This window comes from Streptomyces sp. NPDC058000 (genome assembly GCF_042886435.1).
In the GTDB taxonomy this organism is placed as follows: Bacteria; Actinomycetota; Actinomycetes; order Streptomycetales; family Streptomycetaceae; genus Streptomyces.
On the sequence record NZ_JBHVQS010000025.1, the window covers coordinates 79995 to 105098 of the forward strand.

Here is a 25104-nt window from a genome sequence, read left to right on the forward strand (position 1 = left end):
GCATCGTGACGCCCAGGCACGCGAACGCCCGGCCACGGCTACCGGGGGACGCTTCCCGGTACGCCTTTCTTAGCCGCAGTGGTCGTTCTCCCGGTGGCTGTAGCTGCCGCCGACGACGCCGCCCCAGTCCACGCACGCACCTCTGGCGTTGACCCACACGGGGCCGGCGTACGACGTGTAGTCACCCTCGTCCGAGATCCAGGTCGAGGAATCGTCGGACCGCATGAGGAATACCGACATGGGGACAGTGTCGCCGGTCCCCTTGCGGATACTGACCGCGCAATTACTTCCCGAGGACTTCTGGTACGTGAGGTACACCGTCCCCTCGTTTCCCCCCCGGCAGCGGTTGTCCCTTCTCGTGGTCGAACCTCGCATGCGGTGCGGCTGGGGACGCGCAACTCCCGTAGGGCACAGGTCGGCGGGCCGGCCGGTATAACCTTCCCCATGCCGATTGACGAAGCCGCATCGCAGAAGCCCTCCGGCCGGCCCGCCGAGTGGTCTGATCTTGATGAGGAGGCCGAGGAGGTGACGGTCGCCGTCATGGCGGCGTCCCGTCTGCTGATCGCCGTCTCGGCACGCGCCCTCGCCTCGATAGACGACGCCATGACCCTGCCGCAGCTGCGGGCCCTGGTGGTGCTGGAAAGCTGCGAACCCCTCAAGCTCGCGGCAATGGCGGCCACCCTGGGCGTCAACCCGTCGACCGCGATGCGGATGGTGGACAAGCTCGAAGCGGTCGGTTTGGTCGACCGCAGAACCAACCCGGACAACCGCCGCGAGGTGGTCCTGCGACTCACGGCAGCGGGACGGGACATGGTGGAGCAGGTCCTCGCGCATCGTCGGGCCGAGATCTGCGCGTTGGTCGGTCGGTTGCCGGCCGAGCAACGGGCGGGTCTGGTAACGACGTTGCGGGCCCTCACCCAGGCTGCCGGCGAGTTGGCCGTCGACTCCTTCGACGAGGTGCGGCGGATAGCCGGGCTCGTCGAGGACCCGCTCGCATCGGGAGGACGTGACGGGCTGGGCCTGGGTGAGCGGCACCGGCGGCGGCCAGCCTGGCGGGGTGGGTCGCCGTGCCGGTCGGCGCGGTGTGTCGACCTACCGTCGTTTTGCGGCGGGTTTCCGTGTGGCGGGGCGGGCGGTGGCGGGGTGGCGATAGGGCGTGGCGCGGGCCCGGGAGCGGTAGACGATGTACGGCCGGACCAGGTAGCCGACGGGGGCGGTGAAGGCGTGGATGAGCCGGCTGAAGGGCCAGAGCGCGAAGAGGGCCATGGCGAGCAGGGCGTGGAGTTGGTACACGAGCGGGGCGTGTGCCATCGCCGGGACGTCGGGGTCGAGGGCGAACAGGCTGCGGAACCAGACGGAGACGCCGAGCCGGTAGTCGTAGGGATTGGCCACGGAGGAGGCGGTGGCGGTGAGACCTGCCAACAGGACCACGGTCAGTAGCGGATGGACGAGGCGGTCGCTGCGGCTGGTCGCCTGGCGGACGGCGGGCACTCGCAGCCGGCGCCAGAGGAGGACGGCCAGGCCGCAGACGGCGGCGATGCCGGCCGCACCGCCCATGGCGAGGGCGACCGTGTGGTACATCGTCTCGCTCACCCGGAGTCGTTGGGTGAGCGATTCGGGTACCAGGAGCCCCATGACGTGGCCGCCGGCGACGAAGAGCAGGGCGTAGTGGAAGAGCGGGCCGCCGGTGCGCAGCAGTCGGGACTCGTGGAGTTGGCTGGAGTGGGTGGTGAAGCCGAAGCGGTCGTAGCGGTAGCGCCAGAGCGTGCCGGCGACCAGGACGGTCAGGGAGAGGTAGGGCAGGACGCCCCAGAGGGCGATGCGCACGTGCGTGGTCACCGGCGGACTCCTTCGTCGCCCGGGGTGGTCAGGATCGGGAAGGGGACTGGGGTGGGGGCATCCGGTACGGGCACGGGCAGTGGGCCGGCGGGCACCGTGCGCTGGACGGCCCGCAGGACGTCGGCGTAGGGACTGTGGTAGGCGTCGAGTGCCTGGGCCAGGAGGTCCACGGCACCGCGGTACTGGTGGAGCAGGGGGGTGCCCGCCTGGGGGCAGCGGGCGGCGAATTCCAACATTGCGGGGAGGAAGTCGGGTAGTTCGCCGGCGTCGGGCTCCCAGCCGTGCTCGCGGTACCGGGCCTTGAGCGCGGCGAGGGAGGCGCCGCGGCGGCGGGTGTCGCCGTCGGTGTAGTGGGTGAGGTGCAGGGTCCGGCGGCGGCTGCGGTCGAACGTGGTGACGTAGCGCGCCGCCAGGTCCAGCGGTGGGGTGAGCGCCGCAGCGCGGCAGAAGCGGTGCAACAACTCCGTTTCTACGCAAGGGAGTTGGGTGAGCGCGGTGGTGACTTGGGTGACCCGTTGCGGCCAGGCCGGGTCGGGGTACGAGAGGAGCAAGGCTGCCGCCTGGTGCACGGCGCGATGGCGGTTCATCGGCTCCCGCCCTCGGCGTCGTGGGGCGGGAAGAGACCGTGTGGCCGGCCCCGGCCGTTCCAGTTGAGCAGGTTGATCCGATCCCGCAGTCCGCCCTTCGGCGCTCCGGCGGTGGCCACCGGCGCGGCGTGGAAGGCGTCCGGGTCGTACATGCCGGGCCCGCCGTGTCCGTCCAGGCTGCAGCCGGGGTCCCCGGTGTCGGCGTCCCGGCCGGTGTCGGCGGCGTATCCGGTGGGGATGACGTAGCGTTCCTCGTACTTGGCGAGCGCGAGCAGCCGGTACATGGCTTCGATGGAGTGCTCGTCCATGCCGACGCCGCGGGCGATGTCCGGGTCCCGTTCCTCGCCGAGGTTGAGCCGGCGCATGTGCGCGCGCATCGCGGCGAGCCGGCACAGTGCGGCCTCGACCGGCTCGGGGTCCCCGGCGGTGAAGAGCCCGGCCAGGTAGTCGAGGGGGATGCGCAGTGTGTCGATGGCGCCGAAGAGGTTGGCGGGGTCCTCGCCGTCGTGGCCGCTGCGGGTCAGCGCGTCGACGACGGGGGAGAGCGGGGGGACGTACCAGACCATGGGGAGGGTGCGGTATTCGGGGTGGAGGGGCAGCGCGACCCGGTATCGGGTGATCAGGTCGCGGACGGGGGAGTGGCGGGCGGCGGTGATCCAGTCGTGCGGGATGCCCGACTCCTCGGCGGCGCGGGCGACTTCGGGATCGTCGGGATCGAGGAAGCAGTCGAGTTGGGCCTCGTACAGATCCCGCTCGTCGGGGACGGCGGCGGCCGCACCGGCCTTGTCGGCGTCGTAGAGCATGACCCCGAGGTAGCGCAGCCGGCCGACGCAGGTCTCCGAGCAGACGGTGGGCTCGCCCGCCTCGATGCGCGGGTAGCACAGGGTGCACTTCTCGGCCTTGCCGGTGGTGTGGTTGAAGTACACCTTCTTGTACGGGCAGCCGCTGACGCACATCCGCCAGCCGCGACAGCGGTCCTGATCGACCAGGACGATGCCGTCCTCGATGCGTTTGTACAGCGCGCCGGAGGGACAGACCGCGACGCAGGACGGGTTGAGGCAGTGCTCGCAGATGCGCGGCAGGTAGAACATGAACGCCTGCTCGTACTCCAGCTTGACCTGGTCGTTCATCCGGCGCAGCACGGGGTCGCCGGCCAGGTGCTCGGGGCCGCCGCCGAGGTCGTCGTCCCAGTTGGGGCCCCAGGTCACCGCGGTGGGGCGGCCGTCGATCAGGGACCGGGGGCGGGCGGTCGGCAGGTCGTCGCCCAGGGGTGCGGAGATCAGCGTGTCGTAGTCGTAGGTCCAGGGCTCGTAGTAGTCGTCGAGCGCGGGGAGTTCGGGGTTGGCGAAGAGCCGGGCCAGGCGGCGGGCGCGGCCGCCGGAGCGCGGCACGAGGCGGCCCCGGCCGTCCAGGCGCCAACCGCCCTTCCATTTGTCCTGGTCCTCGTGGCCGCGGGGGTAGCCCTGGCCGGGGCGGGTCTCGACGTTGTTGAACCAGGCGTACTCGGTGCCCTGGCGGTTGGTCCAGGTCTGTTTGCAGGTGACCGAGCAGGTGTGGCAGCCGATGCACTTGTCGAGGTTCATGACCATGGCGACCTGTGCCATACAGCGACCGATGGTGGTCTTGCGACGGGGCATCTTCAGTACTCCACGTGCTGGGTGCGGCGGCGGATGACGGTGACCGCGTCCCGTTGGTTGCCGGTGGGCCCGTAGTAGTTGGGGGCGAACGAGAGCTGTCCGTAGCCGCCGATGAGGTGGGTGGGTTTGATCAGCAGGCGGGTGAGGGCGTTGTGCACCCCGCCGCGGCGGCCGGTCGCCTGGGTGCGGGGGACGTTCACCAGGCGCTCCTGGACGTGGTACATGAACACCGTGCCGGGCGGCATCCGGTGCGAGACCACGGCCCGGGCGGTCACCACGCCGTTGGGGTTGACCGCCTCGATCCAGTCGTTGTCCGCGGCCCCGATGGCCTCGGCGTCGGTGACGCTCATCCAGATGACCGGTCCGCCGCGGGCCAGGGTCTGCATGAGGAGGTTTTCTTGGTATTCGGAGTGGATCGACCACTTCGAGTGCGGGGTGAGGTAGCGGACGGTCACCGAGCGGGAGTCGTCCTCGGCGGGGGCGGCGCCCTGTACCGCTGCCTGGTCCAACGGTGGCCGGTAGACGGGGAGTTGCTCGCCCAGTTCGGCCATCCAGTCGTGGTCGAGGTAGAAGTGCTGGCGTCCGGTGAGGGTGTGCCAGGGTTTGTGGTGTTCGGTGTTGACGGTGAAGGGTGCGTAGCGGCGGTCCGGGGCCTCCTTGCCGGACCATTCGAAACTGGTGCCGACCTGGACCGGCCGGTTCTGGGTGTCGGAGAAGACCACCCGGCGCTCGCGGACCGCCTCGGCGAGCCCGGCGAATCCGCTGCCGGGACCGCAACGTTCGGCGAGCCGGTCGAAACCCTCGGCGGCCAGGCGCCCGTTGGTGGTGCCGGACAACGCCAGGACGGCCTCGCACAGCTTCACGTCGGTGTCCAGGAGGGGACGTCCGCGGGCCGGGCCGGCGGCGGCGGTACCGCAGCGTTCGGCCAACCAGCGGGCCTCCGGCACCGGGTGGACGGTGATGCCCTTGACGGTCATGCCGTGTTCCTCGGCGAGCGGGCCGAACGCCGCCAGCTTCGCGGCGACCGCGGGGTAGTCCCGCTCGACGACGGTGAACATCGGGAGGTTGCGGCCCGGCTCCGGCGGCGTACCGTCCCGCCAGTCCCGCAGCGTGCCGCCGGGCTGGGCCGTTTCGCCGGGGGTGTCGTGCTGGGGTGGGGTGGCCACCAGGTCGTACGCGGTGTCCAACCGGCCGGTCGCCAACTCGCTGAACCGGGCTGCGAGTCCGTGGAAGATCTCGAAGTCGGTGCGTGCCTGCCAGGGCGGGTTGATCGCGGGGGAGAAGGCGTGCACGTAGGGGTGCATGTCGGTGCTGGACAGGTCGTGCTTCTCGTACCAGGTCGCGGCGGGCAGGACGAGGTCGGCCATCAGCGTGGTGGAGGTCATCCGGAAGTCCAGGGCCAGCAGCAGGTCCAGCTTGCCGCGTGGCGCCTCGTCGTGCCAGGCGAGGTCGCGCGGCCGACTCCCGTCCGGTGCTTCCTGCGCGCGGGCGTTGTCGCTCGCCCCCAGCAGATGCCGCAGGAAGAACTCGTTGCCCTTCGCCGAGGAGCCGATGAGGTTGGCCCGCCACACGGTGAGCACCCGCGGCCAGTTGGCCGGATCGTCCGGGTCCTCGCAGGCGAACGCCAGTCGGCCCGCGGCGAGTTCGGCGGCCGCCCACTCGCCCGGTTCGTGGCCCGACTCGTGCACCCGGCGGCCGAGGTCGAGGGGACTGGCGGTGAACGTGGGGGCGGACGGCATCCAGCCCAGCCGCATCGACTGGGCCACCAGATCGGCGGTGTGCCGGCCGGCGAACGCGCCGCCGGCGGTCGCTGCGGCCAGCATGCCGGCGTCTTGACCGTCATACCGCCACTGGTCGGTGTGCAGGTACCAGTACGGCGTGCCGGCCACCTGGCGTGCCGGGCGCACCCAGTCCGCCGCGGACTGCAACTGCTGCCAGCCGGTGTACGGGCGGACCTTCTCCTGCCCGACGTAGTGGGCCCAGCCACCCCCGTTCACGCCCTGGCAGCCGGTGAGCAGCAGCAGGGTGAGGAACGACCGGTAGATGGTGTCGGAGTGGAACCAGTGGTTGGTGCCCGCGCCCATGACGATCATGCAGCGGCCGCGGGTCTTCTCGGCGGTGTGCGCGAACTCCCGGGCCGCGCGCACCACCGCGGCCGCCGGCACCGACGTGATCGTCTCCTGCCAGGCAGGGGTGTAGGGACGCGTGGCGTCGTCGTAGTCCTCCGGCCAGTCGCCGGGCAGCCCCGGCCGCGGAACGCCGTACTGGGCGAGCAGCAGGTCGAAGACGGTGGTCACCCGGCGCCCGTCGATCTCCCGCACCGGGACGCCGCGCCGTACGGAACCGGGCGCGTCGAAGCGCGGCATCAGCACCGGGACGGAGGTGCCGCCCTCCCGCTGGAAGGTCAGCGCGGGCTCGATCCCGTTCAGGTCCAGGTTCCAGCGGCCGGCGCCGCCCTTGGACCAGCGGTCGCCGAGGGTGCCGTGCGGGACGACCGGCCGGCCGGAGGCCGCATCGAGCAGCACCGGCTTCCAGGCCGCTGCTGCCTCGTCATCCGTCTCCAGCCCCAGGGTCGCGGCGGTGACGAACTTCCCCGGCACGAACTGCCCGTCCCGCTCGTCGAGTTCCACCAGGAACGGCAGATCGGTGAACTGCTTGACGTACTCGACGAAGTACGGGACCTGCCGCCGGACGAAGCACTCGGTGAGGATCACGTGCCCCATGGCCATCGCCAGGGCGCCGTCGGTGCCGGGATGCGGATGCAACCACTCGTCGGCGAACTTCGTCGCGTCCGCGTAGTCGGGGGAGACCACCACCACCTTCTGGCCCCGGTATCGGGCCTCGGCCATCCAGTGCGCGTCCGGGGTGCGGGTCACCGGCACGTTGGAGCCCCACAGCATCAGATAGGCGGCGTCCCACCAGTCGCCGGACTCCGGTACGTCCGTTTGGTCGCCGAAGACCTGCGGCGAGGCGATGGGCAGGTCGGCGTACCAGTCGTAGAAGGAGAGCATCGGCGCGCCGATCAGGGACATGAACCGTGCGCCGACCGCGTGCGAGGCCATCGACATGGCGGGGATCGGCGAGAAGCCGGCGACCCGGTCGGGGCCGTACGCCGCGATGGTGTGCACGTGGGCGGCGGCCGCGATCTCCAGGGCCTCGTCCCACCCGATCCGCACCAGGCCGCCCTTGCCGCGCGCCGACTGGTACCGGTGCCGTTTGTCCGGGTCACCGGTGATCTCCGCCCAGGCCGCCACCGGGTCGCCCATGCGCTCCCGCGCCTCGCGGTAGAGCTCCAGGAGCACCCCGCGCACGTGCGGGTAGCGCACCCGGGTCGGTGAGTAGGTGTACCAGGAGAACGAGGCGCCCCGCGGACAGCCGCGCGGCTCGTACTCCGGCCGGTCCGGGCCCACCGAGGGGTAGTCCGTCTCCTGCGTCTCCCAGGTGATCACGCCGTCCTTGACGTACACCTTCCACGAGCACGAGCCGGTGCAGTTCACCCCGTGCGTGGAACGGACGACCCGGTCATGGGCCCAACGTTCCCGGTAGGGCGTGTCGTTGACGCTCTGGTCGGTCCGGTAGACCGCCCGTAGGTCCGGCGTCGTGGGTGCCTTCCGCAAGGCCGTTCCGATCCGCAGCAGCTGCTCTGCGGCCGCCGCCGCAACGCGTTCGGCTTCCTTGCGGGCACCGCGTCGTACCACCACCGTCGCTCCTTTCACGGTACGCGGGTGGCAGCGCCGACCACTCGGCCCCCGTGCCGGGAAGGTCGCGTGCCACCGGGACCAGCTTGACCGTGCCGCGGCGTTCCTGACGCACCACCACGGAAGGGTTGATGAGAGTTATACGTAGTTTTTCTTGCGCTTTGCAATACTTGCCAATGGCATGTACTTCGAATCGGTGAGGAGAAGAAGAGTGAGCAGGGAGATGGCAGTGCTGAGCCGCATGGGCCGTGTGATTGACGGAGCCGTCGGTGGGGATCTATGAGCGACATGACGTCCCCCACTCCTCGCGAAGCCTTCGAGCTGCTGCTCGCCGGCAACGAACGCTTCGTCGCCGGCGCACCCGCACACCCCAACCAGGACGCCACGCGCCGCACCGAGATCGCGCCGGTCCAGCGTCCTTTCGCCGTACTCTTCGGGTGCTCCGACTCCCGGTTGGCCGCCGAGGTCATCTTCGACCGCGGCCTGGGTGACCTGTTCGTCGTCCGCACCGCGGGCCAGGTCGTGGGGGCGGAGGTGTTGGGCAGCATCGAATACGGGGTGGAGGTGCTGGACTGCCCGCTGGTCGTGGTCCTCGGCCACGACTCGTGCGGCGCGATCGGCGCCGCCTGTACCGCACTCGAAACCGGTGTGACGCCGGCCGGCTACATCCGGGACGTCGTCGAGCGCGTCACCCCCAGCGTGCTGGCTGCGCGGGCCGCCGGGCGCGTGCGGCCCGACGAGATCCTCGCCGAGCACGTACGGCACACGGTCGACTTGCTGCTGGACCGCTCTCGGGAGCTGGCCCGGCGGGTGGCGGCCCGCCGGGCGGCGGTGGTGGGGCTGTCCTACCGGCTGGCCGACGGTAGCGCCCACCTCGTCGCGGCCCGCGGCCTCGACGAACCCGCCGGCCCCTCGTCCTGACCGTCCGAACGGCGTCGGTCGGGGCTTGTCGGGGTCGGGGGGGGAGTCCCGTCCGTCGCCATGCGTAACCGTGCGTAGCCCGGACGGTGCGTGCGGCTCCGGAGTACCTACATGTGTGTGCCCCGCGTACGCGGCGGTGACGGTGGGCACGGTGTTGCTCACGGTCTGCCTGGCGCGGGCCGCGGCGCTGGAACATTGCCTACCGCAATACTTTCCTGGCGATAGAATGGGTTCGGGTGGGCGCACAGGAGGCGGGTGAGTCTCATGAAGTGCTTCGACTGCGCGTGGGCCGAAGAGGTCGTCGACGCCGTGGGTATCTGTCATCACTGCGGTGTGGGTGTCTGCCTCCGGCACTGTCATGTTGCCTTGGAGCCCGGCCATCGGCTTGCCGGGGTCGGCCAGTCGACGCTCTCTCGGCCGGCGCGCGAACTCACCTGTCTGACCTGCCACTTCGCGATGGCTCCCACGTACCAGGCTGAGGCGAAGAAGAGCGTGCGTTAACGGCGCCGGCCCGGGGTGCGGGTCGTGCGGGCGGCGTCGGGGTTGGCTGGGGGGCGGGTCCGCGTGGGTGCCTGGGGGATGCCTGTGCGGCGGCAACGCGCCGCCCCTCGTGATCCGGGCCGGTGCCGTCGGCTGCCTTGACGTCTCCAGGGTGGTGGGGAGTGGTGCGCTCGGGCGCACTTCCTGGGGTGTCCGCCCCCGGGAGCCGACCACCGGTCCGTCCGGGTGCTGGACACCACCTGTCTGCAAGTCTTGCACACTGCAATACTTGCGCTATGGAAATCATACGAACGTGCCTGTGGTCAGGCGGGCGAGCGGTGTCCACCGACGCGCCGCGATGTGGTGGGTCGCTGCGGTGAACGGGGCGCGCACGGGGAAGACGAGACACCGGGGCGCCCACCTCGGTGACTTCACGGTTCAGCCGAGAATGCTGGTGATCTGCGGCTGGGCATTGCTGGTCGGCGGCGCAGGTGCGGTGGCAGCGCTGGCGTTGTTGCGGTTGATCGGACTGGTCACCAACGTGGTGTTCTACCAGCGTTGGTCGACCTCGCTGGTTGCGCCGGGCCTGGAGCACCGGCCGTGGTGGTTGGTGCTGGGCGCGCCGGTGCTCGGCGGACTGGTGATCGGTGTGATGGCGCGCTACGGGTCGGAGAAGATCCGCGGGCACGGTATGCCCGAGGCGATCGAGGCGATCCTGACCGGTGGCAGCCGGGTCGAGCCCCGGGTGGCGGTGCTCAAGCCGGTGTCGGCGGCGATCAGCATCGGCACCGGCGGCCCGTTCGGTGCCGAAGGGCCGATCATCATGACCGGTGGCGCGATCGGCTCGATCCTGGCGCAGGCTCTGCGGCTGAGCGCCGATGAACGCAAGACGCTGCTGGTCTCCGGGGCGGCGGCCGGTATGGCGGCGACCTTCAACTCGCCGCTGGCGGCCGTGCTGCTCGCCGTCGAACTTTTGCTCTTCGAGTGGCGCCCGCGCAGCTTCGTGCCGGTGGTCGCGGCGGTCGGTGTCAGCACTGTGGTGCGCGGCTTCCTGCTGGGGACGGCCCCCGTCTTCCCGGTGTCCGCCGCCGGCCTCCACGTCGCCCCCGCGGTCAACGTGCTCTGCGCGGTGGCCGGACTGCTCGGCGGTGCCCTGGCGGTGGCCGCGACCTGGCTGGTCTACCGGGCCGAGGACGGCTTCGCCCGGCTGCCCTTCCACTGGATGTGGTGGCCCGCCATCGGCGGGCTGGTCATCGGCCTGGGCGGGTTGGTCGAGCCGCGTGCCCTCGGTGTCGGCTACGACGTCATCGAGCAGTTGCTGACCGGCCGCGCCACGGTGTCGCTCATCGTCGGCATCCTCATCGTCAAGACGTTGATCTGGTCGCTCTCGCTCGGCTCGGGTACCTCCGGCGGGGTCCTCGCTCCGGTCTTCATGATCGGTGGGGCGGTCGGCGCGGCCGAAGGGCTGGTCTTCCCCCACGTCATTCCAGGCTTCTGGGCGATGATGGGACTGGCCGCCGTGGTGGGCGGGGTGATGCGGTCACCGTTGACCGGAGTGGTCTTCACCCTCGAACTCACCCATGCCTGGGGCGCGGTGTTGCCGTTGTTGATCTCCTCCACCGCCGCCTACGCGCTGTCCGCTCTCCTGCTCAAGCGCTCGGTGCTCACCGAGAAGATCGCCCGCCGTGGTCTGCACCTGACCAGGGAATACTCCACCGACCCGCTGGAGACGTTCTTCGTCGAAGAGGTCATGGAACGCCAGCCCCTCCTCCTTGAGGGAAAGGGCGGCGTGGACGTCGCGATCAAGCTCATCAGGGATGCGGAAGGCTCCGCAGGCGATGGACAGCGGCTGGTCCCGGTGACGACCGACGAGGGTACGACGGGCATGGTGACGACCCGGGACCGGCTGCTGGAAGCGCTCGCCCAGGACGCCGGTCTGCAAGGGAGCAGCACCGTGGCGGATGTCTGCGTACCGTCTCCGGTGACCCTCCGGCCGGACGACACCCTGCGCCGTGCCGCCTACCTCTTCGCCGAACACGACGTGACCCAGGCCCCCGTGGTCAGTCACGGCCCCGACGCCCGCGTCGTGGGGACAGTCACGCTCCACCATCTGCTCCACGCGCGACGGCACGACCTGACGGAGGAGCACCACCGGCAACGTCTGCTTCCGGGCAACCGTCGACGTGACCCGGACGTCGTCCTCACCTGAGTTCCCCCGGGGCCTTCGTCGCGGCGAAGGCCCCGTTCGCACACCTGGTTCGTTCGGCTCGCCGGACCTCTCGACACCCGGCCAACCTGCCTGGGAACTGCGTCAGTCAGTACCGCTCCGTCAGCGAATCGACGGTTTGCTCACCGGCCGCATCGGTCAGGGCGCGCAGTCCCCGCACCAACTCGGCGCGCCGGTCGGCCGGCAGGCTGGCGACGATGGCCTGGATCTCCTGATGCCGGTGGGCCAAGACCTTCTCGACCAGGCGCCGGCCGTGCGGCTTGAGGCCCAGGATGACCTCGCGACGGTTGTCGGGGTTCATCTGACGGTCCACGAGGCCGCGCGCCTCCAGCTTGTCGACCATCCGCATCGCCGTGGACGGGTTCACGTCCAGCCCTGCGGCGAGCGCGGCGAGCTTGACCGGGCCCTCACTGTGCAGGACCACCAGAGTGCGCAGTTGCGGCAGCGTCAGTGTCGGCTCGGTCTCGGCGAGTGCCCGCGCGGAGAGCGCAACGAACAGGCGGGACGCCGTCATCACGGCCGCGGCGACCTCCTCCACGGTCTCGTACAGGTCGTCCGCCGGCCGGTCGGCCGGGCTTCGCTGTCCACCGTCCTGAGCTTGTCGCACCATACCGCTTTTATACCGTTCCCCAGGGTGGCGACGAAGGGCGAGCCCCCGTGCGGACTGGTGGGTGCACGGAGCTGTCGGCGGGCGGTCGAGGGGTCTCGCTCAAGCGTGATCTGCCTGGCTGGCTGGTCCCGTGAGGGTACGTTCACGGTTCAATCAACATTTTGTTTATGATCAGGAGGCCGCACCTGCCTGCCTGGAGTCCCTGCATGTCCGTACCACTGCCCCCTGCCACCCCCAGGCCGCACCCGTTGCACGTGTTGAGGGAAACCGCCTTCGCCATCGGTGCCCTGCTCCTCCTGGTCGGGATGGGTGTGCTGCTGCACGAGCCGCTGTTGATCCCGCCCCTGGCGGCCAGCGCGGCCCTGGTGCACGGGGCGCCCGGGCTGCCGATCTCCCAGCCGCGCAACCTGGTCGGTGGCCAGTTGATGTCCGCTGCGATCGGCTTCGGCACCCTGGCGGTGACCGGGAGCACCGCCTGGGGCGCCGCGGTGGCCGCCGGGCTTTCGCTGGGCGCGATGATGCTCACCCACCTTTCCCACTCTCCGGCCGCCGCCACGTCGGTGATCGTGGTGCTGCAGGCCCCGCATCCGATGCCGTTCCTCCCGCTGCTCGGGCTGGCCACCGTGCTGCTGGTGGCGATCGGCCTGTTGCCGGGCCGCATAGGAGGGCACCCGGTTCGCTACCCGGTTGCCTGGTGACACTGCCGCCCCACCGCCTCTGATAGTCCGCCCCGCACCCACTGCGCCCACCATGACGCACACGGCCCGGCGCCCCCATGACGTCCCGTCAATCCGCCTGACGCAGGCGCGATCACCGCCACAGACGCAGCCACGGGCACTGCCACCGGCGCAGTCGGTACCGTGCGCCCGCGAACGCGGCTCTCCCGGCCGGCGCGGCCCGCTGCACCGCCGTCCAACTCGCCCGTCGATCAAGCGAGTACGCCCCCTCAATCCTGGGCGGTGGGCCGGACGACGATGTCACCCACGTCGACACCGTCCGGCTGCTCGATGGCGAACGCGATGGCGCGGGCCACCGCGTCCGGCGAGAGCCCCATCGCGTCCATCTTGTCGACGATCCGGGCCTTCACGGACGGATCGATGCGCTCTGCGAACTCCGTACGGACGAAGCCCGGCGAGACGACGGTGACGCGGAGACTGTCGCCGGCTTCCTGACGCAGGCCCTCGGAGAGGGTGCGGACGGCGTTCTTCGTGGCGGCGTACACCGACTGGAGCGGAACGATGCGCAGTCCGGCGGTGGAAACGGTGTTGACGAAGTGTCCGAAGCCCTGTGCCCGGAAGACGGGCAGGGCGGCGGCGATCCCGTACAGCACCCCTTTGACGTTGACGTCGATCATCTCCTCCCAGTCCTCGACGCGCAGGTCGTCCAGGGGGGAGATCAAGCCGACCCCGGCGTTGCTGACGAGGACGTCGAGCTTGCCGTAGCGGTCGCACGCCAGCGTGACGAGGTCGGACAGGTCCGCGCGCCGCGTCACGTCCGTGCGGGACCAGGCGGCTTGGCCGCCGGCCTCTTCGATGCGCGCGGCCAGGGCCGCAAGGCGTTCCGGGCGGCGTGCCCCGAGGACGACCCGGGCGCCGCGCTCGGCGAGCAGCAGGGCGGTCGCCTCGCCGATGCCGCTGCTTGCGCCGGTGATCGCCACGACCTTGCCTTCGATTCCCGACATGATGGACAGCCCTTCCAGGAGGGGGAAGAGGGCAGACCGGAGCCATGCCCTACAGTGAAAGTGGGGGCGCCGCCACTTGATCGTACGTTAAGTGGCGACGCCTCCAGTTAGCAACCGGTGAGGAGAGGAGAGCCACCGATGGCCCGAGCCGCAGATCGCCCACTGAGGGCCGACGCACAGCGCAACCGGGACAAGATCCTGGCCGCGGCGGTGCGGGTGTTCACCGAAGAGGGACTGGACGCACACTTCGAGCGCATCGCCAAGGAAGCGGGCGTGGGCAGCGGCACCCTGTACCGGAACTTCCCGACCCGGGAGGCCCTGATCGAGGCGGCCTACCGCAATGAGGTGGCGCGGCTCTGCGATGCCGTACCCGGCCTCCTGGCGACCTTGCCGCCCGATGAGGCCCTGCGCGCGTGGACGCGTCGCTTCATCGACTACGCCACCGCCAAACTCGGCATGGCCGAGGCCCTGCGCGCCGTCGTCGCCGCGGGCGCCAACCCCTACGGCGAGAGCCGCGAGATGATTCAGGCGGCCCTCTCCTCCCTCCTGGAGGCCGGTACGACAGCCGGCGTGTTCAGGTCCGACATCCGCCCGACCGACATGTTCGCCGCCCTCGCCGGCGTCGCCCTCACCTCGGCGCGACCCGAGCAGCGGGGGCAGGCCGAACGGCTCCTCGACCTCACCGTGGACGGACTGAAGCACCTGGTGCCGCGCACCCCGGAACGCTGACGGGGCAGGGACCCGATCAGACCGCTCCCGCCGTCGGATGGCACGCCGCGGTGTAGTGCTCCTGGTCTTCCGTGCGTGTCCATCCGCCCCTCCCGGCGCCGGGGTCATCGAGGGCGAAGCCGTTGCTGAGCAACTGTGCGCGCAGGCCGTCCGCCGGGAACCCGGCGCCGTCCGGGGTTGCCCCGGTGGGCCAGAGCGTGACGAGGACGGCCTCGGTGTCACCGGTGTCGGGTTCGCGGTCGAGGCTGGTGATCTCCAGGTGCCAGCGCCCGTCACGGGCGAAGGCCGCGGCTCGGAACGCCGCCCGCCGGGTGCGGGCGGTCTGCTCGGTGTCGGTCATGCGATGTCGACTCCTCGGCACGGGGTGCAGGGGGGAAGGGAAGCGCGGGGCAACGCGACGCGCCTGCCGGGGTGGGGGTCCCGGCAGGCCGTCTCCGTTGAGTCTGACCGCTTTTCCGTAGATCGCACGGAGAACGCCGGGGGATTTTCCCTCCGCGGCACGCTGGGGCCTGTCCGGTGGATCAGGCCCGGACAGGCCCCAGTTGCCGCATCCAGCAGGAGGGGAACCGGCCAGCCGCCCCTACAGCACCCGATCGACGCGCGGTATGCGGCGGACGACGTAGGCCACGGCCCAGCACAGGGGCAGGGCGAGGGCGGCGACCAGCGCGAACTTGGCGACCGCCGGGGCGTCCAACCAGCGGAAGGCCAGCCCGAGCCCGACCAGTACCGGCGCGTGCAGGACGTAGACCCCGAAGGCGTGCCGGGAAAGGAACGCGGCCTTCCGGCCTTGGCGGTTGAGGCGTTCCCGGAAGAGCACGGTCAGCCCCAGGACGACCCCCACCGCGAACGTCGACTCCCAGGCGGCCGCGGCCAGCGACTGCCACGTACCGTGTCCGTCCGTCGCCCCGGCCTTCGCCGTGGCGAGGACCGGCAGATAGGCGAGGGTCGCGACGCTGGCGACCATGAAGCCCACCCGCCCCGTACGGCGGGAGAGGGACTGCGCCCAACCACGGCGGTGCGCGAGCACGCCCAGCACGAAGAAACTCCCGTACTGCACGGCATAGCTGGGGGTGGGCAGCCCGACGAACGGGACGTACACGCCGACCGGTACGAGGATGCGCCATCCGTAGGTGGCCAGGGCGAGAGCGAGGGTGAAGAGGACGATGGCACGCGGCCGCAGCGGCCGCAGTGGCTGGGGCGTCGGGAGGCCGTTCGTCGACGTGCCGGCCGCGGCCAGGGCACGCCGGGCGCCACGGCGCCGGACGAGGGCGTAGAGCAGGGCGAACACCAGGAGCACTTCCACGAACCACAGCGGGCCCGCGTCCCAACTCGCCAGGTAGTAGACCCAGTAGGGCAGGGCATCGCCGCGCTCCGCGAAAGCGGTCTTCAGGTGGAAGTACGCGTCGAGGCCGGTGAGCGGACGTATCAGCAGCAGGAAGGCGAGCAGCGGGATGCCGAGCCGCTTGAGTCGGTCCCGGAGGAACGGGCCCGGGCCCTTGCGGTCGTAGGACGCCGGGGTGAAGAACCCGGCGATCATGAAGAAGAAGCCCATGAAGAACGCCTGGTTGACGACGACGAAGGCGTCCAGGATCAGCCCGGTCCCGTCCTTGGCGGGCTCGGTGTAGTACCAGGCGGGGATGTTGCCGTAGGTGACGGCCGTGTGGTGCAGCACCACCAGCGCCGTCAGGGCGATGCGCAGGTTGTCGACGTAGTGCAGGCGTGGGCGCGTCGGCCCGGCGGTGTCGGCGGGCGCCACCGTACGCCCGAGGTCATGTGCCATGGAAATTCCCCCGTTGGGTGTGGTTCAGGACGCGGACGGGCGGTCCGCGCGGGTGGCGTGCCAGAAGAGGTCGGTGAGCTCGCGGGCGTGCGCCGTCAGGTCGTGGTCGGGGTGGACGCTCCAGTACGCGAACATGTCGTCGATCGCGGCCTGAAGGCTGACGGCCATCACCCGGGCGTCGAACGCACGCAGTTCCCCGCACTGTTGGCCCGCGCGGAACACGTCCTCCAAGTGGGCGTAGATCGACTCGCTGGAGGCGATGCCGTACCGGAGACCCCCGTCCTCGGTGCGGAAGTTGGTGAAGATCTCACCGAGCGCACTGAGTTGGATCCGGTGGTCGGCCATGTACTCCGCGATCGAACCGATGTAGACGCGCAGCCAGGCGGCCGTGCCGGTCTGTTCCGGGAGGCGGGATGCGACGAAGGTGCCGAGGCCGTCGTAGACCTGCTCGACGGTCCGCTCGATCAACTCGTTCTTGCCTGCGAAGTGATACGAGATCACGCCCTTGCTGACGCCGGCCTGCTCGGCGATCTGCGCCATCGAAGCCTTCGCGAACCCCCGTACCGCGATGACTTCGATGGCAGCCTCGACGATCTGGGCCCGGCGCACCTTCTCGATGAGCGAACGCTCCGGCTCCGGCGCCGGCTGTCTGCTCTTCCCGCCACCGGGCTGGCCGCTCGGACCATTTTCTGACCGCATGGCCAGAAATTTAGCCGCCCGGCCAATCGATGTCCAGCGGAGACCGATGACCGACCATGCCTGACGCCACGTCAAAGCCCCACAGGCAACGGTGTGGACTGCCGTGACCAGCAACGCAGCCGGTTCCCGACCTGCTGTGGCACGATGCCGCGATGACCACCAACTCGCCCCAGCCGACCGGCGCGCCAATCGCCGCGCCAACCGCCGCACCCACCAGCGCACCGACCGGTATCCCGGCCGTCGTGCCCGCGGGCCGGATGGCCCTGCACAGTCAACCCGTGCTCAATCTGCCGAGTGGTTGGGCACTACGCCCCTGGCGCCCGACCGACGCCGATGTCCTGGTTGCCGCCAGTCAGGACCCGGCGATACGGCAGTGGAACCGCCTCCTGGTGGAGACGGCCGAAGCGGCCCGGCAGCGGATCGAGCGCATGCACCAGCGCTGGCGCGCCGAGCTGAGCGCGATCTGGGCCCTGGCGCAACCGGACGGCGAGGCCGTCGGGCTCATCGGGTGGGGCGACATCGATCTCCGGGGCGGCAGCGCCGAGATCGTGTACTGGCTCCTGCCCGCGGCACGCGGTGGCGGTGTCGTGACCGAGGCCACCCGACGCGTGAGCCGGTGGGCCCTGGACGACCTCGGTCTGCATCGGCTGCGACTGTGCCACTCGGTGGCCAATCCGGCGTCCTGCCGGGTCGCGACCAAGGCCGGTTTCTCCTTCGAAGGCACCATGCGGAGCGCACTGCTGCACGCGGACGGATGGCACGACGAGCATCTGCACGCGCTCGTACAGGGCGACGTCTGACCTGCTGACGCAACTCCGCATCGGGTGCCTGCCACCCACCCCACGCCCCGCTACCCGCCCGACGGGCCTCGGGAAACGGCCGTCGTCAACGACCGGTTGGGGAGCGGACTGGAATAGACGACGCTCGTGGTGACGGAACCCAGGGCGGCGATGCGGCCGGTGGTGACTTCAAGGTCGCGCATCGAACGCGCGACGACCTTGAGGACGAAGCAGTCCTCGCCCGTCACATGGTGGGCCTCCACGATCTCGGGCGTGGTGTCGAGCAGGTCATGGAACGGCTTGTAGTTCCCGTTGGGATAGCGGAGCCGGACGAAGGCCAGGACGTCGAGCCCCAGGGCCTCCGGGCGCACAAGGGTGGAGTAGCCGGAGATGACGCCGCTCTCCTCCAGCCGACGTACCCGTTCCGTGACGGCGCTCGGTGACATTGCCACGCTGCGGGCCAACTCGGCATAGCTGGCCCGCCCGTTGCGCTGTAGCGCTTCCAGCAGTCGTATATCGGTGGGGTCGAGGGAATCAGCGGCCATGGCCGAGTAATACCACGGAAATCCCGGCGCGGAGCAGGCAGGGCCGTGGATCGCGGGTTCTGGAGAGGGGGCGGGGAGCATAGCGTTTGGGGCATGACAAAGACCCAGATCAGCGCCGCCCTCCGGGTGCCGCCGGCGGCACCCGCCGACGCGGCCGCCTTCTTCGCCGCCCGACTGGCCTTCCAGGCGGACGTGTCCGATGTGCATGCCTCACTGGAATCCGGCGACCCCGGCTTCGTGCTCGTCGACTCGCGCGGGGACGCCGCATGGACGCAGGGGCACGTGCCTGGCGCGGTGCATCTGCCCACCGCCGACATTCCGGCCCGCGCCGCAACGCTGTTGGATCCGACCGTGCCCGTGATCACGTACTGCTGGGGACCCGGCTGCGACGGGGCGACCCGTGCGGCCCTCGCCCTGGCCCGACTCGGTTACCAGGTCAAGGAGATGATCGGCGGAATCGAGTACTGGACCCGCGAAGGACTGCCGGTCGCCGACGCCAACGGCGACCTGCGGCGCGCACCGGTCGACCCGTTGACGGCCCCGATCGGATCCCCCCACTGCGCCTGCTGAACAGGCGCAGCACGCGGTGCCTCGCCCCGCATCCGGGCGTCGACGGACCTCGGCAACCTGCCGATGGCCAACGCCTTCCACCGCGCCGGCCACGTCAACTTCGGACGCGAGCTCACCATGACGTGGGCCGACCGCCGGCAGGAAGAATGACGAAAGTCTGACGTTCCGTCGCGGTGCGGCCGGCGGGCTGGCGGGCGGCCGTACGGTCGGTGCCATGCTGATCCTGGTCACCGGAGGCGCGGGCTTCATCGGCTCGCACCTCGTCACCGCACTCACCGGGGCCGGGCACGCCGTGCGCGTGCTCGACGCCCTGCTGCCCGCCGCCCACCGCACCGCCCCGCCGATCCCCGACGGGGTGGACTGGCGGCACGCCGACGTCCGCGACGAGGACGCCGTCGCCGATGCGCTGCACGGCGTCGATGCCGTCTGCCACCAGGCCGCAATGGTCGGGCTCGGCAAGGACTTTGCGGACGCTCCCGCCTACGTCGGGTGCAACGACCTGGGCACCGCCGTGCTGCTGGCGGGCATGGCCGCGGCCGGGGTGCGACGTCTGGTCCTGGCGAGTTCGATGGTGGTTTACGGGGAGGGCCGGTACGTGTGCTCCCGGCATGGCGTCGTACGGCCCGGGCCGCGTCGGGTCGCGGACCTGGAGGCGGGACGCTTCGAACCGTCCTGCCCGACGTGCGGCGAGCCGCTCGCCCCCGGGCTGGTGGACGAGGACGCGCCGACCGACCCGCGCAACGTGTACGCCGGAACGAAGCTCGCCCAGGAGCATCTGGCCGCCGCATGGGCGCGGGCGACCGGCGGGCGGGCCGCGGCCCTGCGCTACCACAACGTGTACGGCCCCGGGATGCCGCGCGACACCCCCTACGCGGGCGTCGCCTCGCTGTTCCGCTCCGCGTTGGCGCGCGGCGCGGCGCCCCGGGTGTTCGAGGACGGCGGCCAGCGGCGGGACTTCGTGCACGTGCGGGACGTCGCCGCGGCCAACCTCGCGGCCCTGGCCGGCGTGCACGACCTGCCGTCGGGCGCGGCCCGGGCGTACAACGTCGGCAGCGGCGAGCCGCACACGGTGGGGGAGATGGCCGCCGCCCTGGCCGCGGCCTACGGCGGTCCGGCGCCGGTCGTCACGGGGGAGTACCGGCTCGGCGACGTCCGCCATATCACCGCCTCCTCGCACCGGCTCCGTGCGGAACTCGGCTGGCAGCCGGGGATCGCCTTCGCGGCGGGGGTGGCGGAGTTCGCGGCGGCACCGCTGCGCGCCGGCTGACTTGCCGGTGATGTCGGTGATGTCGGTGATGTCGGTGATGCCGGCGGAAGGCGGCGGAGGGTGGCCGCCGTCCGCCGTCCGCCGTCTGCCCTCCGTCGACGGTCGTCCCCGTCGTGCGGCCCGTCCGTCCCGTGCCGCGACGTCAGCGATCCGTAAGGCTACAAAGTCCTTTTCGCGCCCTTTGGGCTCGTAGGGTGAGTGGGGTGAACGAGCCCTCCCCCTCCCCTTCAACGGTCGATGTCGTGCTGCCCTGCCTGGACGAGGCCGCGGCGCTGCCGTGGGTGCTGGACCGGATCCCGTCGGGCTGGCGGGCGATCGTCGTCGACAACGGCTCCACCGACGCCTCCCCGGACATCGCCCGCCGCCTCGGCGCACACGTCGTCCACGAGCCCCGCCGCGGCTTCGGCGCCGCCTGCCACGCCGGCCTGACCGCCGCGACCGCCGACGTCGTCTGCTTCTGCGACTGCGACGCCTCCCTCGACCCCGGACTGCTGCCCGAGGTCGCCGGGCCCGTCCTCGACGGCTCCGCCGACCTGGTCCTCGGCCGCCGCCGGCCCACCACACTGCGTGCCTGGCCACTCCACGCCCGCCTGGCCAATGTGGAGTTGGCCCGTCTGGTCCGGCGGCGCACCGGACTGCGGCTGCACGACCTCGGACCGATGCGCGCCGCCCGCCGCGAGGCACTGATCGCCCTGGCCCTGACCGACCGTCGTTCCGGCTACCCGCTGCAAATGCTGGTCCGGGCCGCCGACGCCGGCTGGCGGGTACGGGAGACGGACGTGCCCTACCACCCGCGCACGGGCCGTTCGAAGGTCACCGGCACCTGGCGCGGCACCTGGCAGGCGGTCCGCGATATGCGCGCGGTGCTCGCCGAGCGGCCGGCCACCGGCCCAGCGAGGACCGCTCACGTCCCCGGAGTCGAGCGATGACCGCCCGCATCCCGGCGCCGGGCCCGGCCACGCTCCTGGTCCTCGCCAAGGAACCCACGCCCGGCCGGGTCAAGACCCGGCTCACCCCGCCCTATACGCCCCAGGAGGCGGCCGCCCTGGCCGAGGCCGCCCTCGCCGACACCCTGCACACCGTGTCCCGGGCCCCCGCCCGGCGGCGCGTCCTCGTCCTCGACGGTCGTCCGGGCCCCTGGCTTCCGCCGGGCTTCGACGTCCTGCCCCAGGCGACCGGCGGCCTCGACGACCGCATCGCGGCCGCCTTCGCCCAGTGCGACCGCGGACCGGCGCTCCTGATCGGCATGGACACGCCCCAGCTGACCGCCGCTCTCCTCGCGGGGGTCGGCGGAGAGGAGCACGACGCCTGGTTCGGCCCGGCGGCCGACGGCGGATTCTGGGCCCTGGGTTTCGCCGACCCGGCGCGCGCCCCGGCCCTCGTGCCGGGCGTCCCGATGTCCACCGACCGCACCGGGGAGATCCAGCGCCGCCGGCTCGTCGCGGCGGGACTGACGGTGTGCGACCTGCCGGTGCTGCGTGACGTGGACACCGCCGCCGACGTCGCCCCGGTCGCCGCCTGCTGCCCACCTGGCTCGCGGTTCGCCGCCACTGTCACCCTGCTCGCGGGCGTGGCGCGGTGAAGGTCCCGGCCCGTACCGGCACCGTCGTCACCGCCGTCCTGCTCGCCACCCTCACCGCTGCCGTCATCGGCACCCTGCACGCCGGTGACAGCCAGCGCGCCCCCGGCCGCCTCGTGGCCGGCTACGCCCTCGCCTGGGGCCTGTTCGCCGCCGCCGCATGGACCGTGCGCAAGGTCCCGGCGCGCGCCGCCACGGGACTGGTCCTGGTCGGTGCGGCGGCCCTGGCGCTGGCCGGGATCACCACCCCGCCGCGCACCAGCACCGACATGTACCGCTATGCCTGGGACGGCCGCGTCCAGGCCGCCGGCATCTCCCCCTACGCCCAACCGCCCGCCGCCCCCGAACTCGCCGGACTGCGCGACGACTGGCTCTTCCCCACCACGGGCCCCTGCACGGGCTGGGGCCTGACCCGCACCGAAACCGGCCTGTGCACCCGCATCAACCGCCCCACGGTCCGCACCCTCTACCCTCCGCTCGCCGAAGGCTGGTACGTCGCCGTTCACGCCCTTTCCCCACCGGACAGCCGCCACAAGCCGTTCCAAGTCGGCGGCGCCGCCCTGGCGTTCGGGACCACCGTCGCCCTGCTCACCGTGGTGCGCCGACGCGGCGATCCGCACCGGGCCCCGTCCCGCGCCGCCCTGTGGGCGTGGTGTCCGGCCGTCCCCTTCGACGCCGTCAACAACGCCCATATCGACGCCCTCGGCGTCCTGCTCACCGTGCTCGCCCTCGGCACCGCGACCGCCGGGGCCCGCCGCGGTGCACTCCTCGGTGCCGCGATCGCCGTGAAACTGCTGCCCGTCCTGGCGCTGCCCGGCGCTCTGTCCGGTCAGCGCACCCCGAAGCGGGTGATCCGCCTGCTCGCACCCCTGCTCGCCACGATCGCGCTCGGCTACCTGCCGTACGTCCTCCTCTCCGGCCAGGCCGTCCTGGGCTACCTGCCCGGCTACCTCCAGGAGGAGGGCTACGCACCCGGCGACGTGCGCCGCTTCGCCCTGCTGCGTCTGCTGCTGCCGGATACCGCCGCCGCGGTGACCGCCGTCGTGCTGCTCGCGCTGCTCGCCCTGTCCGTGTGGTGGTACGGCGACCCCGCACGCCCCTGGCGCGGCGCCCTCCTGGTGACCGGCACGGCTCTGTTGCTGCTCTCGCCCAACTACCCCTGGTACGCCCTGCTCGTCGTCGGCCTCGTCGCCCTCGACGGCCGCTGGGAGTGGCTGGCGGTCCCCCTCACCGGCGCCGTGCTGTACCTCGCGGGGCCTGTGCTGCCCGGCTTTCCCCTCCAGGCGGTGACGTACGGCAGCGCCGCCCTGGCCGTCACGGCCGGTACCGTCGCCCGCGCCGATACCGCCCGGCACCTCCTGACCGGACGTCATCTCCGGTGCCGGCCGCCCGCCTGAGCCGGCCGCCTGAGCCGGCCGGGCGCCGGACTGTTGCAGACCCGCACCCGCGGGGTCCGGTACGACGCCGCGCCCCAGACAGGACAACCGGCCGCCGGCTCCCTCCCTCCCCGCACGAGCAACGCCGTTCAGGATTCCTCTTCCCACAGCGGATGCTCCCGCCGTGCCCAGTCACGGGAGGCGTAGCCGGTGCGCAGGGCACGGCGGGCCTCCGGGTCACGGGCGGCCATCCACAGGTGGCCGAGGACGAGGACGCCGACGAGCAGGGCGGTCCAGTCGTGGACGAAGGTCGCTCCGGTCCGCCAGAGCAGGGGTGCCAGACGCGGGAACCACAGGAGCAGACCGGTGCCGAGCAGGACGAGCGCCGATCCGGCGATCAGTGCCGCGTACAGCTTCTGCCCGGCGTTGAACTTTCCCGAGGGGCGGCGTTCCCCGCGCAGGGCGGCCCGGACCCAACCGCGGTCGTGTGGGCCGAACCGGTTCAGCCGGCCCAGATCCGCGCGGAGGGCCCGCGAGACGAGACCGGCCAGCAACGGCAACGGCAAGGCGAGCCCCGCCCACTCGTGCACGGTGACCACCAGCCGGCGGCGCCCCACGAGTTCCGCCAGCGACGGCACGTACAGGCAGGCCGCGGTGACCAGCAGGACGCCCATCAGCGCCGCCGTGGTCCGGTGCACCCACCGCTCCGCGACGCTGAACCGCCGCAGCGTCCCCGATGCCCGCACCGGGGCCGAAGACTCAGGCGACCGGGGCATCGTCACGCCCGTTCGACCTGCCGACCCAGGCATCCACGTCATACCCGTACTGCTCCCAATAACCGGGCCGGACACGGTCGGTGACCGTGATGCCGGACAGCCATTTCGCCGATTTGTAGAAGTACATCGGCGCGGCATACAGGCGGACCGGGCCGCCGTGCCCGTCCGTCACCGGTCGGCCCGCCATCTCGTACGCGACCAGCATGTCCGGCCGCCGGGCCTGATCCAGGGTGAGGCTCTCGCTGTACACGCCGTCGAAGCAGGTGAAGCGCACTGCCGCGGCCCCCGGTTTCACCCCGGCCGTGGTGAGCAGATGGGACAACAGCACCCCGGCGAACGGTGTCTGGGGAACCCGCCAGCCGGTGACGCACTGCACGTCCCGCACCAGCCGGGTACGCGGCATCCCCTGGAGGTCCGCCAAGGTGTACACCGCCGGACGCTCGACGAGCCCGTCCACGGAGAGGCGATAGTCGGTGGCGGACCGCTGCGGGACCGAGGACGCCACCGAGTAGAACCGGAACCCGCCCGAGCCGGGCAGTACGCCCGTGATGCCGGTGGGGTCCTTGTCGCGCACCGCGCCGAGCACCCTGCCCACGCCGTCCTGTAGGGGCGCCCCGGCCGCCACTCCCACGGCACCCAGACCGAGCATCCCCAGGATCAGCCGTCGCCCGACGGGCCTGCCTTGACTCTCTCCGACCATGCGACCAGCAGAACATTGCTCCGGGGTCGCCGACCAGCCCGTGTGCCCTGTCGTCAGCGATTCGTAAGGTTCGGCCCCGCCGACCGCCGACCGTGGGGGCGTCAGCGACGGCGGCGGAAGACGAGCAGCCGCAGCACGGTGAAGCGCACCACGGTCACCAGGGCGGCGCTCGGCACCAGTACCGCGATCTCCGCTGCGGTCGAGGCGGTGGGCCGGAGGTGGCGGAGCAGCAGGACCGCGCCGGAGGTGATCAGGTAGGCCAGGACGAACAGGCCGCCCGCGGCCAGGTGGGTCCGGAGGACCCGGACCCCGGATCCGCGGAAGGTCAGCCGCCGGTTGGCCTCCGTATTGAGGACGGTGACGACGACGAGGGAGACGAAATTGGCCGACAGGGGCGGCCACCAGTGACGCAGCACCCAGTACAACAGGCCCTGGGCGACCGTGGAGGCCACCCCGATCACGACGAACCAGCCGACCTCCCTGGTCAGCGTGGCGCGCCCGGGCCGGGCGGAGCTGGCTGCGGCGCACCGTGCGCGGGGGTTTCGCACCCCACCATGATGGGGCCGGCACGCGGGAACCCGTAGCACCGTGCGGAGCAGCGGTTCGCCCGTTCGGTTGGAGCCG

General features: G+C 71.6%; 25 protein-coding genes and 1 pseudogene. 12 read left to right on the plus strand and 14 right to left on the minus strand.

The genetic code is table 11. The features are described from left to right. Positions 1–69: 69 nt before the first annotated feature. On the minus strand, positions 70–240 hold the full coding sequence (locus ACFVT2_RS23640; protein WP_390021080.1) for a hypothetical protein: 171 nt from the start codon (positions 238–240) through the stop codon (positions 70–72). A 204-nt stretch (positions 241–444) separates the two neighbouring features. Here ACFVT2_RS23640 and ACFVT2_RS23645 point away from each other — a divergent pair. Continuing rightward, positions 445–963, plus strand: a pseudogene (locus ACFVT2_RS23645) (MarR family winged helix-turn-helix transcriptional regulator); the annotation flags it as partial. Positions 964–1092: 129 nt separating this feature from the next. Here the strand turns inward: ACFVT2_RS23645 and narI are convergent. Genes narI through ACFVT2_RS23665 form a run of 4 tightly spaced genes read right to left on the minus strand, consistent with a single transcriptional unit; the run spans position 1093 to position 7761 of the window. Continuing rightward, positions 1093–1839 (minus strand): respiratory nitrate reductase subunit gamma, encoded by a 747-nt coding sequence (gene narI / locus ACFVT2_RS23650; protein ID WP_390021083.1) that lies wholly within the window; start codon positions 1837–1839, stop codon positions 1093–1095. Next, positions 1836–2426, minus strand: coding sequence for a nitrate reductase molybdenum cofactor assembly chaperone (narJ, locus tag ACFVT2_RS23655; RefSeq protein WP_390021086.1), 591 nt, complete (start codon positions 2424–2426; stop codon positions 1836–1838). The genes narI and narJ overlap by 4 nt, the downstream gene beginning before the upstream one ends. Beyond that, complete coding sequence (narH, locus tag ACFVT2_RS23660) at positions 2423–4063, minus strand: nitrate reductase subunit beta (RefSeq protein ID WP_390021089.1); 1641 nt, start codon at positions 4061–4063, stop codon at positions 2423–2425. Before narH ends, narJ begins: the two co-directional genes overlap by 4 nt. 2 nt (positions 4064–4065) lie before the next feature. Then, positions 4066–7761: a nitrate reductase subunit alpha gene (locus tag ACFVT2_RS23665; protein ID WP_390021168.1), complete on the minus strand. Its 3696-nt coding sequence runs from the start codon at positions 7759–7761 to the stop codon at positions 4066–4068. A gap of 279 nt (positions 7762–8040) precedes the next feature. Between ACFVT2_RS23665 and ACFVT2_RS23670 the strand changes: the two genes are divergently transcribed. The 3 genes from ACFVT2_RS23670 (at position 8041) to ACFVT2_RS23680 (ending at position 11371) form a co-directional block, all read left to right on the plus strand. Then, positions 8041–8682: a carbonic anhydrase gene (locus ACFVT2_RS23670; RefSeq protein WP_390021092.1), complete on the plus strand. Its 642-nt coding sequence runs from the start codon at positions 8041–8043 to the stop codon at positions 8680–8682. A gap of 264 nt (positions 8683–8946) precedes the next feature. Beyond that, positions 8947–9183, plus strand: a complete 237-nt coding sequence (locus ACFVT2_RS23675) for a DUF2180 family protein (protein WP_390021170.1) — start codon at positions 8947–8949, stop codon at positions 9181–9183. A 427-nt stretch (positions 9184–9610) separates the two neighbouring features. After that, positions 9611–11371, plus strand: a complete 1761-nt coding sequence (locus ACFVT2_RS23680; RefSeq protein ID WP_390021095.1) for a chloride channel protein — start codon at positions 9611–9613, stop codon at positions 11369–11371. A 106-nt stretch (positions 11372–11477) separates the two neighbouring features. Here ACFVT2_RS23680 and ACFVT2_RS23685 read toward each other — a convergent pair whose 3' ends face one another. Then, positions 11478–11999 carry a MarR family winged helix-turn-helix transcriptional regulator gene (locus ACFVT2_RS23685; RefSeq protein ID WP_390021098.1) on the minus strand — a complete coding sequence of 174 codons (522 nt, stop codon included), beginning with the start codon at positions 11997–11999 and terminating at the stop codon, positions 11478–11480. 206 nt (positions 12000–12205) lie between these two features. Here ACFVT2_RS23685 and ACFVT2_RS23690 point away from each other — a divergent pair, with 206 nt between their 5' ends. Next, complete coding sequence (locus ACFVT2_RS23690) at positions 12206–12697, plus strand: HPP family protein (protein WP_390021101.1); 492 nt, start codon at positions 12206–12208, stop codon at positions 12695–12697. A 248-nt stretch (positions 12698–12945) separates the two neighbouring features. Here the strand turns inward: ACFVT2_RS23690 and ACFVT2_RS23695 are convergent, their stop codons facing one another. Next, complete coding sequence (locus ACFVT2_RS23695) at positions 12946–13680, minus strand: SDR family oxidoreductase (RefSeq protein WP_390021104.1); 735 nt, start codon at positions 13678–13680, stop codon at positions 12946–12948. A gap of 138 nt (positions 13681–13818) precedes the next feature. Here ACFVT2_RS23695 and ACFVT2_RS23700 point away from each other — a divergent pair, with 138 nt between their 5' ends. Next, positions 13819–14409, plus strand: a complete 591-nt coding sequence (locus ACFVT2_RS23700) for a TetR/AcrR family transcriptional regulator (protein ID WP_390021107.1) — start codon at positions 13819–13821, stop codon at positions 14407–14409. A gap of 16 nt (positions 14410–14425) precedes the next feature. Here ACFVT2_RS23700 and ACFVT2_RS23705 read toward each other — a convergent pair whose 3' ends face one another. The 3 genes from ACFVT2_RS23705 to ACFVT2_RS23715 all read right to left on the minus strand — a co-directional run bounded on the left by ACFVT2_RS23705 (position 14426) and on the right by ACFVT2_RS23715 (position 16888). Further along, positions 14426–14749, minus strand: coding sequence for a hypothetical protein (locus ACFVT2_RS23705; protein WP_390021110.1), 324 nt, complete (start codon positions 14747–14749; stop codon positions 14426–14428). 240 nt (positions 14750–14989) lie between these two features. Then, entirely contained in the window at positions 14990–16189 is a 1200-nt protein-coding gene (locus ACFVT2_RS23710; protein ID WP_390021113.1) for an acyltransferase family protein, read from the minus strand. Between the two features lie 24 nt (positions 16190–16213). Beyond that, the gene (locus ACFVT2_RS23715; protein WP_390021116.1) at positions 16214–16888 is read right to left on the minus strand and encodes a TetR/AcrR family transcriptional regulator; all 675 of its coding nucleotides are present in this window, start codon (positions 16886–16888) and stop codon (positions 16214–16216) included. Between the two features lie 152 nt (positions 16889–17040). Between ACFVT2_RS23715 and ACFVT2_RS23720 the strand changes: the two genes are divergently transcribed. After that, positions 17041–17688, plus strand: a complete 648-nt coding sequence (locus tag ACFVT2_RS23720) for a GNAT family N-acetyltransferase (RefSeq protein ID WP_390021119.1) — start codon at positions 17041–17043, stop codon at positions 17686–17688. A gap of 50 nt (positions 17689–17738) precedes the next feature. On the opposite strand, the gene ACFVT2_RS23725 is transcribed toward ACFVT2_RS23720, so the two are convergent. Further along, positions 17739–18212: an Lrp/AsnC family transcriptional regulator gene (locus tag ACFVT2_RS23725; protein WP_390021122.1), complete on the minus strand. Its 474-nt coding sequence runs from the start codon at positions 18210–18212 to the stop codon at positions 17739–17741. Between the two features lie 93 nt (positions 18213–18305). Between ACFVT2_RS23725 and ACFVT2_RS23730 the strand changes: the two genes are divergently transcribed. The 5 genes from ACFVT2_RS23730 to ACFVT2_RS23750 all read left to right on the plus strand — a co-directional run bounded on the left by ACFVT2_RS23730 (position 18306) and on the right by ACFVT2_RS23750 (position 23025). After that, positions 18306–18782, plus strand: coding sequence for a rhodanese-like domain-containing protein (locus ACFVT2_RS23730; RefSeq protein WP_390021125.1), 477 nt, complete (start codon positions 18306–18308; stop codon positions 18780–18782). Positions 18783–18996: 214 nt separating this feature from the next. Then, positions 18997–20049 (plus strand): NAD-dependent epimerase/dehydratase family protein, encoded by a 1053-nt coding sequence (locus tag ACFVT2_RS23735; RefSeq protein ID WP_390021128.1) that lies wholly within the window; start codon positions 18997–18999, stop codon positions 20047–20049. A 203-nt stretch (positions 20050–20252) separates the two neighbouring features. Next, positions 20253–20978, plus strand: coding sequence for a glycosyltransferase family 2 protein (locus ACFVT2_RS23740; RefSeq protein ID WP_390021131.1), 726 nt, complete (start codon positions 20253–20255; stop codon positions 20976–20978). Further along, positions 20975–21631: a DUF2064 domain-containing protein gene (locus tag ACFVT2_RS23745; RefSeq protein WP_390021134.1), complete on the plus strand. Its 657-nt coding sequence runs from the start codon at positions 20975–20977 to the stop codon at positions 21629–21631. Before ACFVT2_RS23740 ends, ACFVT2_RS23745 begins: the two co-directional genes overlap by 4 nt. Beyond that, entirely contained in the window at positions 21628–23025 is a 1398-nt protein-coding gene (locus tag ACFVT2_RS23750; protein ID WP_390021137.1) for a glycosyltransferase 87 family protein, read from the plus strand. Before ACFVT2_RS23745 ends, ACFVT2_RS23750 begins: the two co-directional genes overlap by 4 nt. Positions 23026–23153: 128 nt before the next feature. Here ACFVT2_RS23750 and ACFVT2_RS23755 read toward each other — a convergent pair whose 3' ends face one another. The 3 genes from ACFVT2_RS23755 to ACFVT2_RS23765 form a co-directional block, all read right to left on the minus strand. Beyond that, on the minus strand, positions 23154–23780 hold the full coding sequence (locus tag ACFVT2_RS23755; protein WP_390021140.1) for a cytochrome b/b6 domain-containing protein: 627 nt from the start codon (positions 23778–23780) through the stop codon (positions 23154–23156). After that, complete coding sequence (locus tag ACFVT2_RS23760; protein ID WP_390021142.1) at positions 23764–24480, minus strand: molybdopterin-dependent oxidoreductase; 717 nt, start codon at positions 24478–24480, stop codon at positions 23764–23766. The genes ACFVT2_RS23755 and ACFVT2_RS23760 overlap by 17 nt, the downstream gene beginning before the upstream one ends. Before the next feature lie 101 nt (positions 24481–24581). Next, a complete protein-coding gene (locus tag ACFVT2_RS23765; protein WP_390021144.1) occupies positions 24582–25028 on the minus strand; it encodes a GtrA family protein in 447 nt (148 codons plus the stop codon). Positions 25029–25104 lie beyond the last annotated feature (76 nt).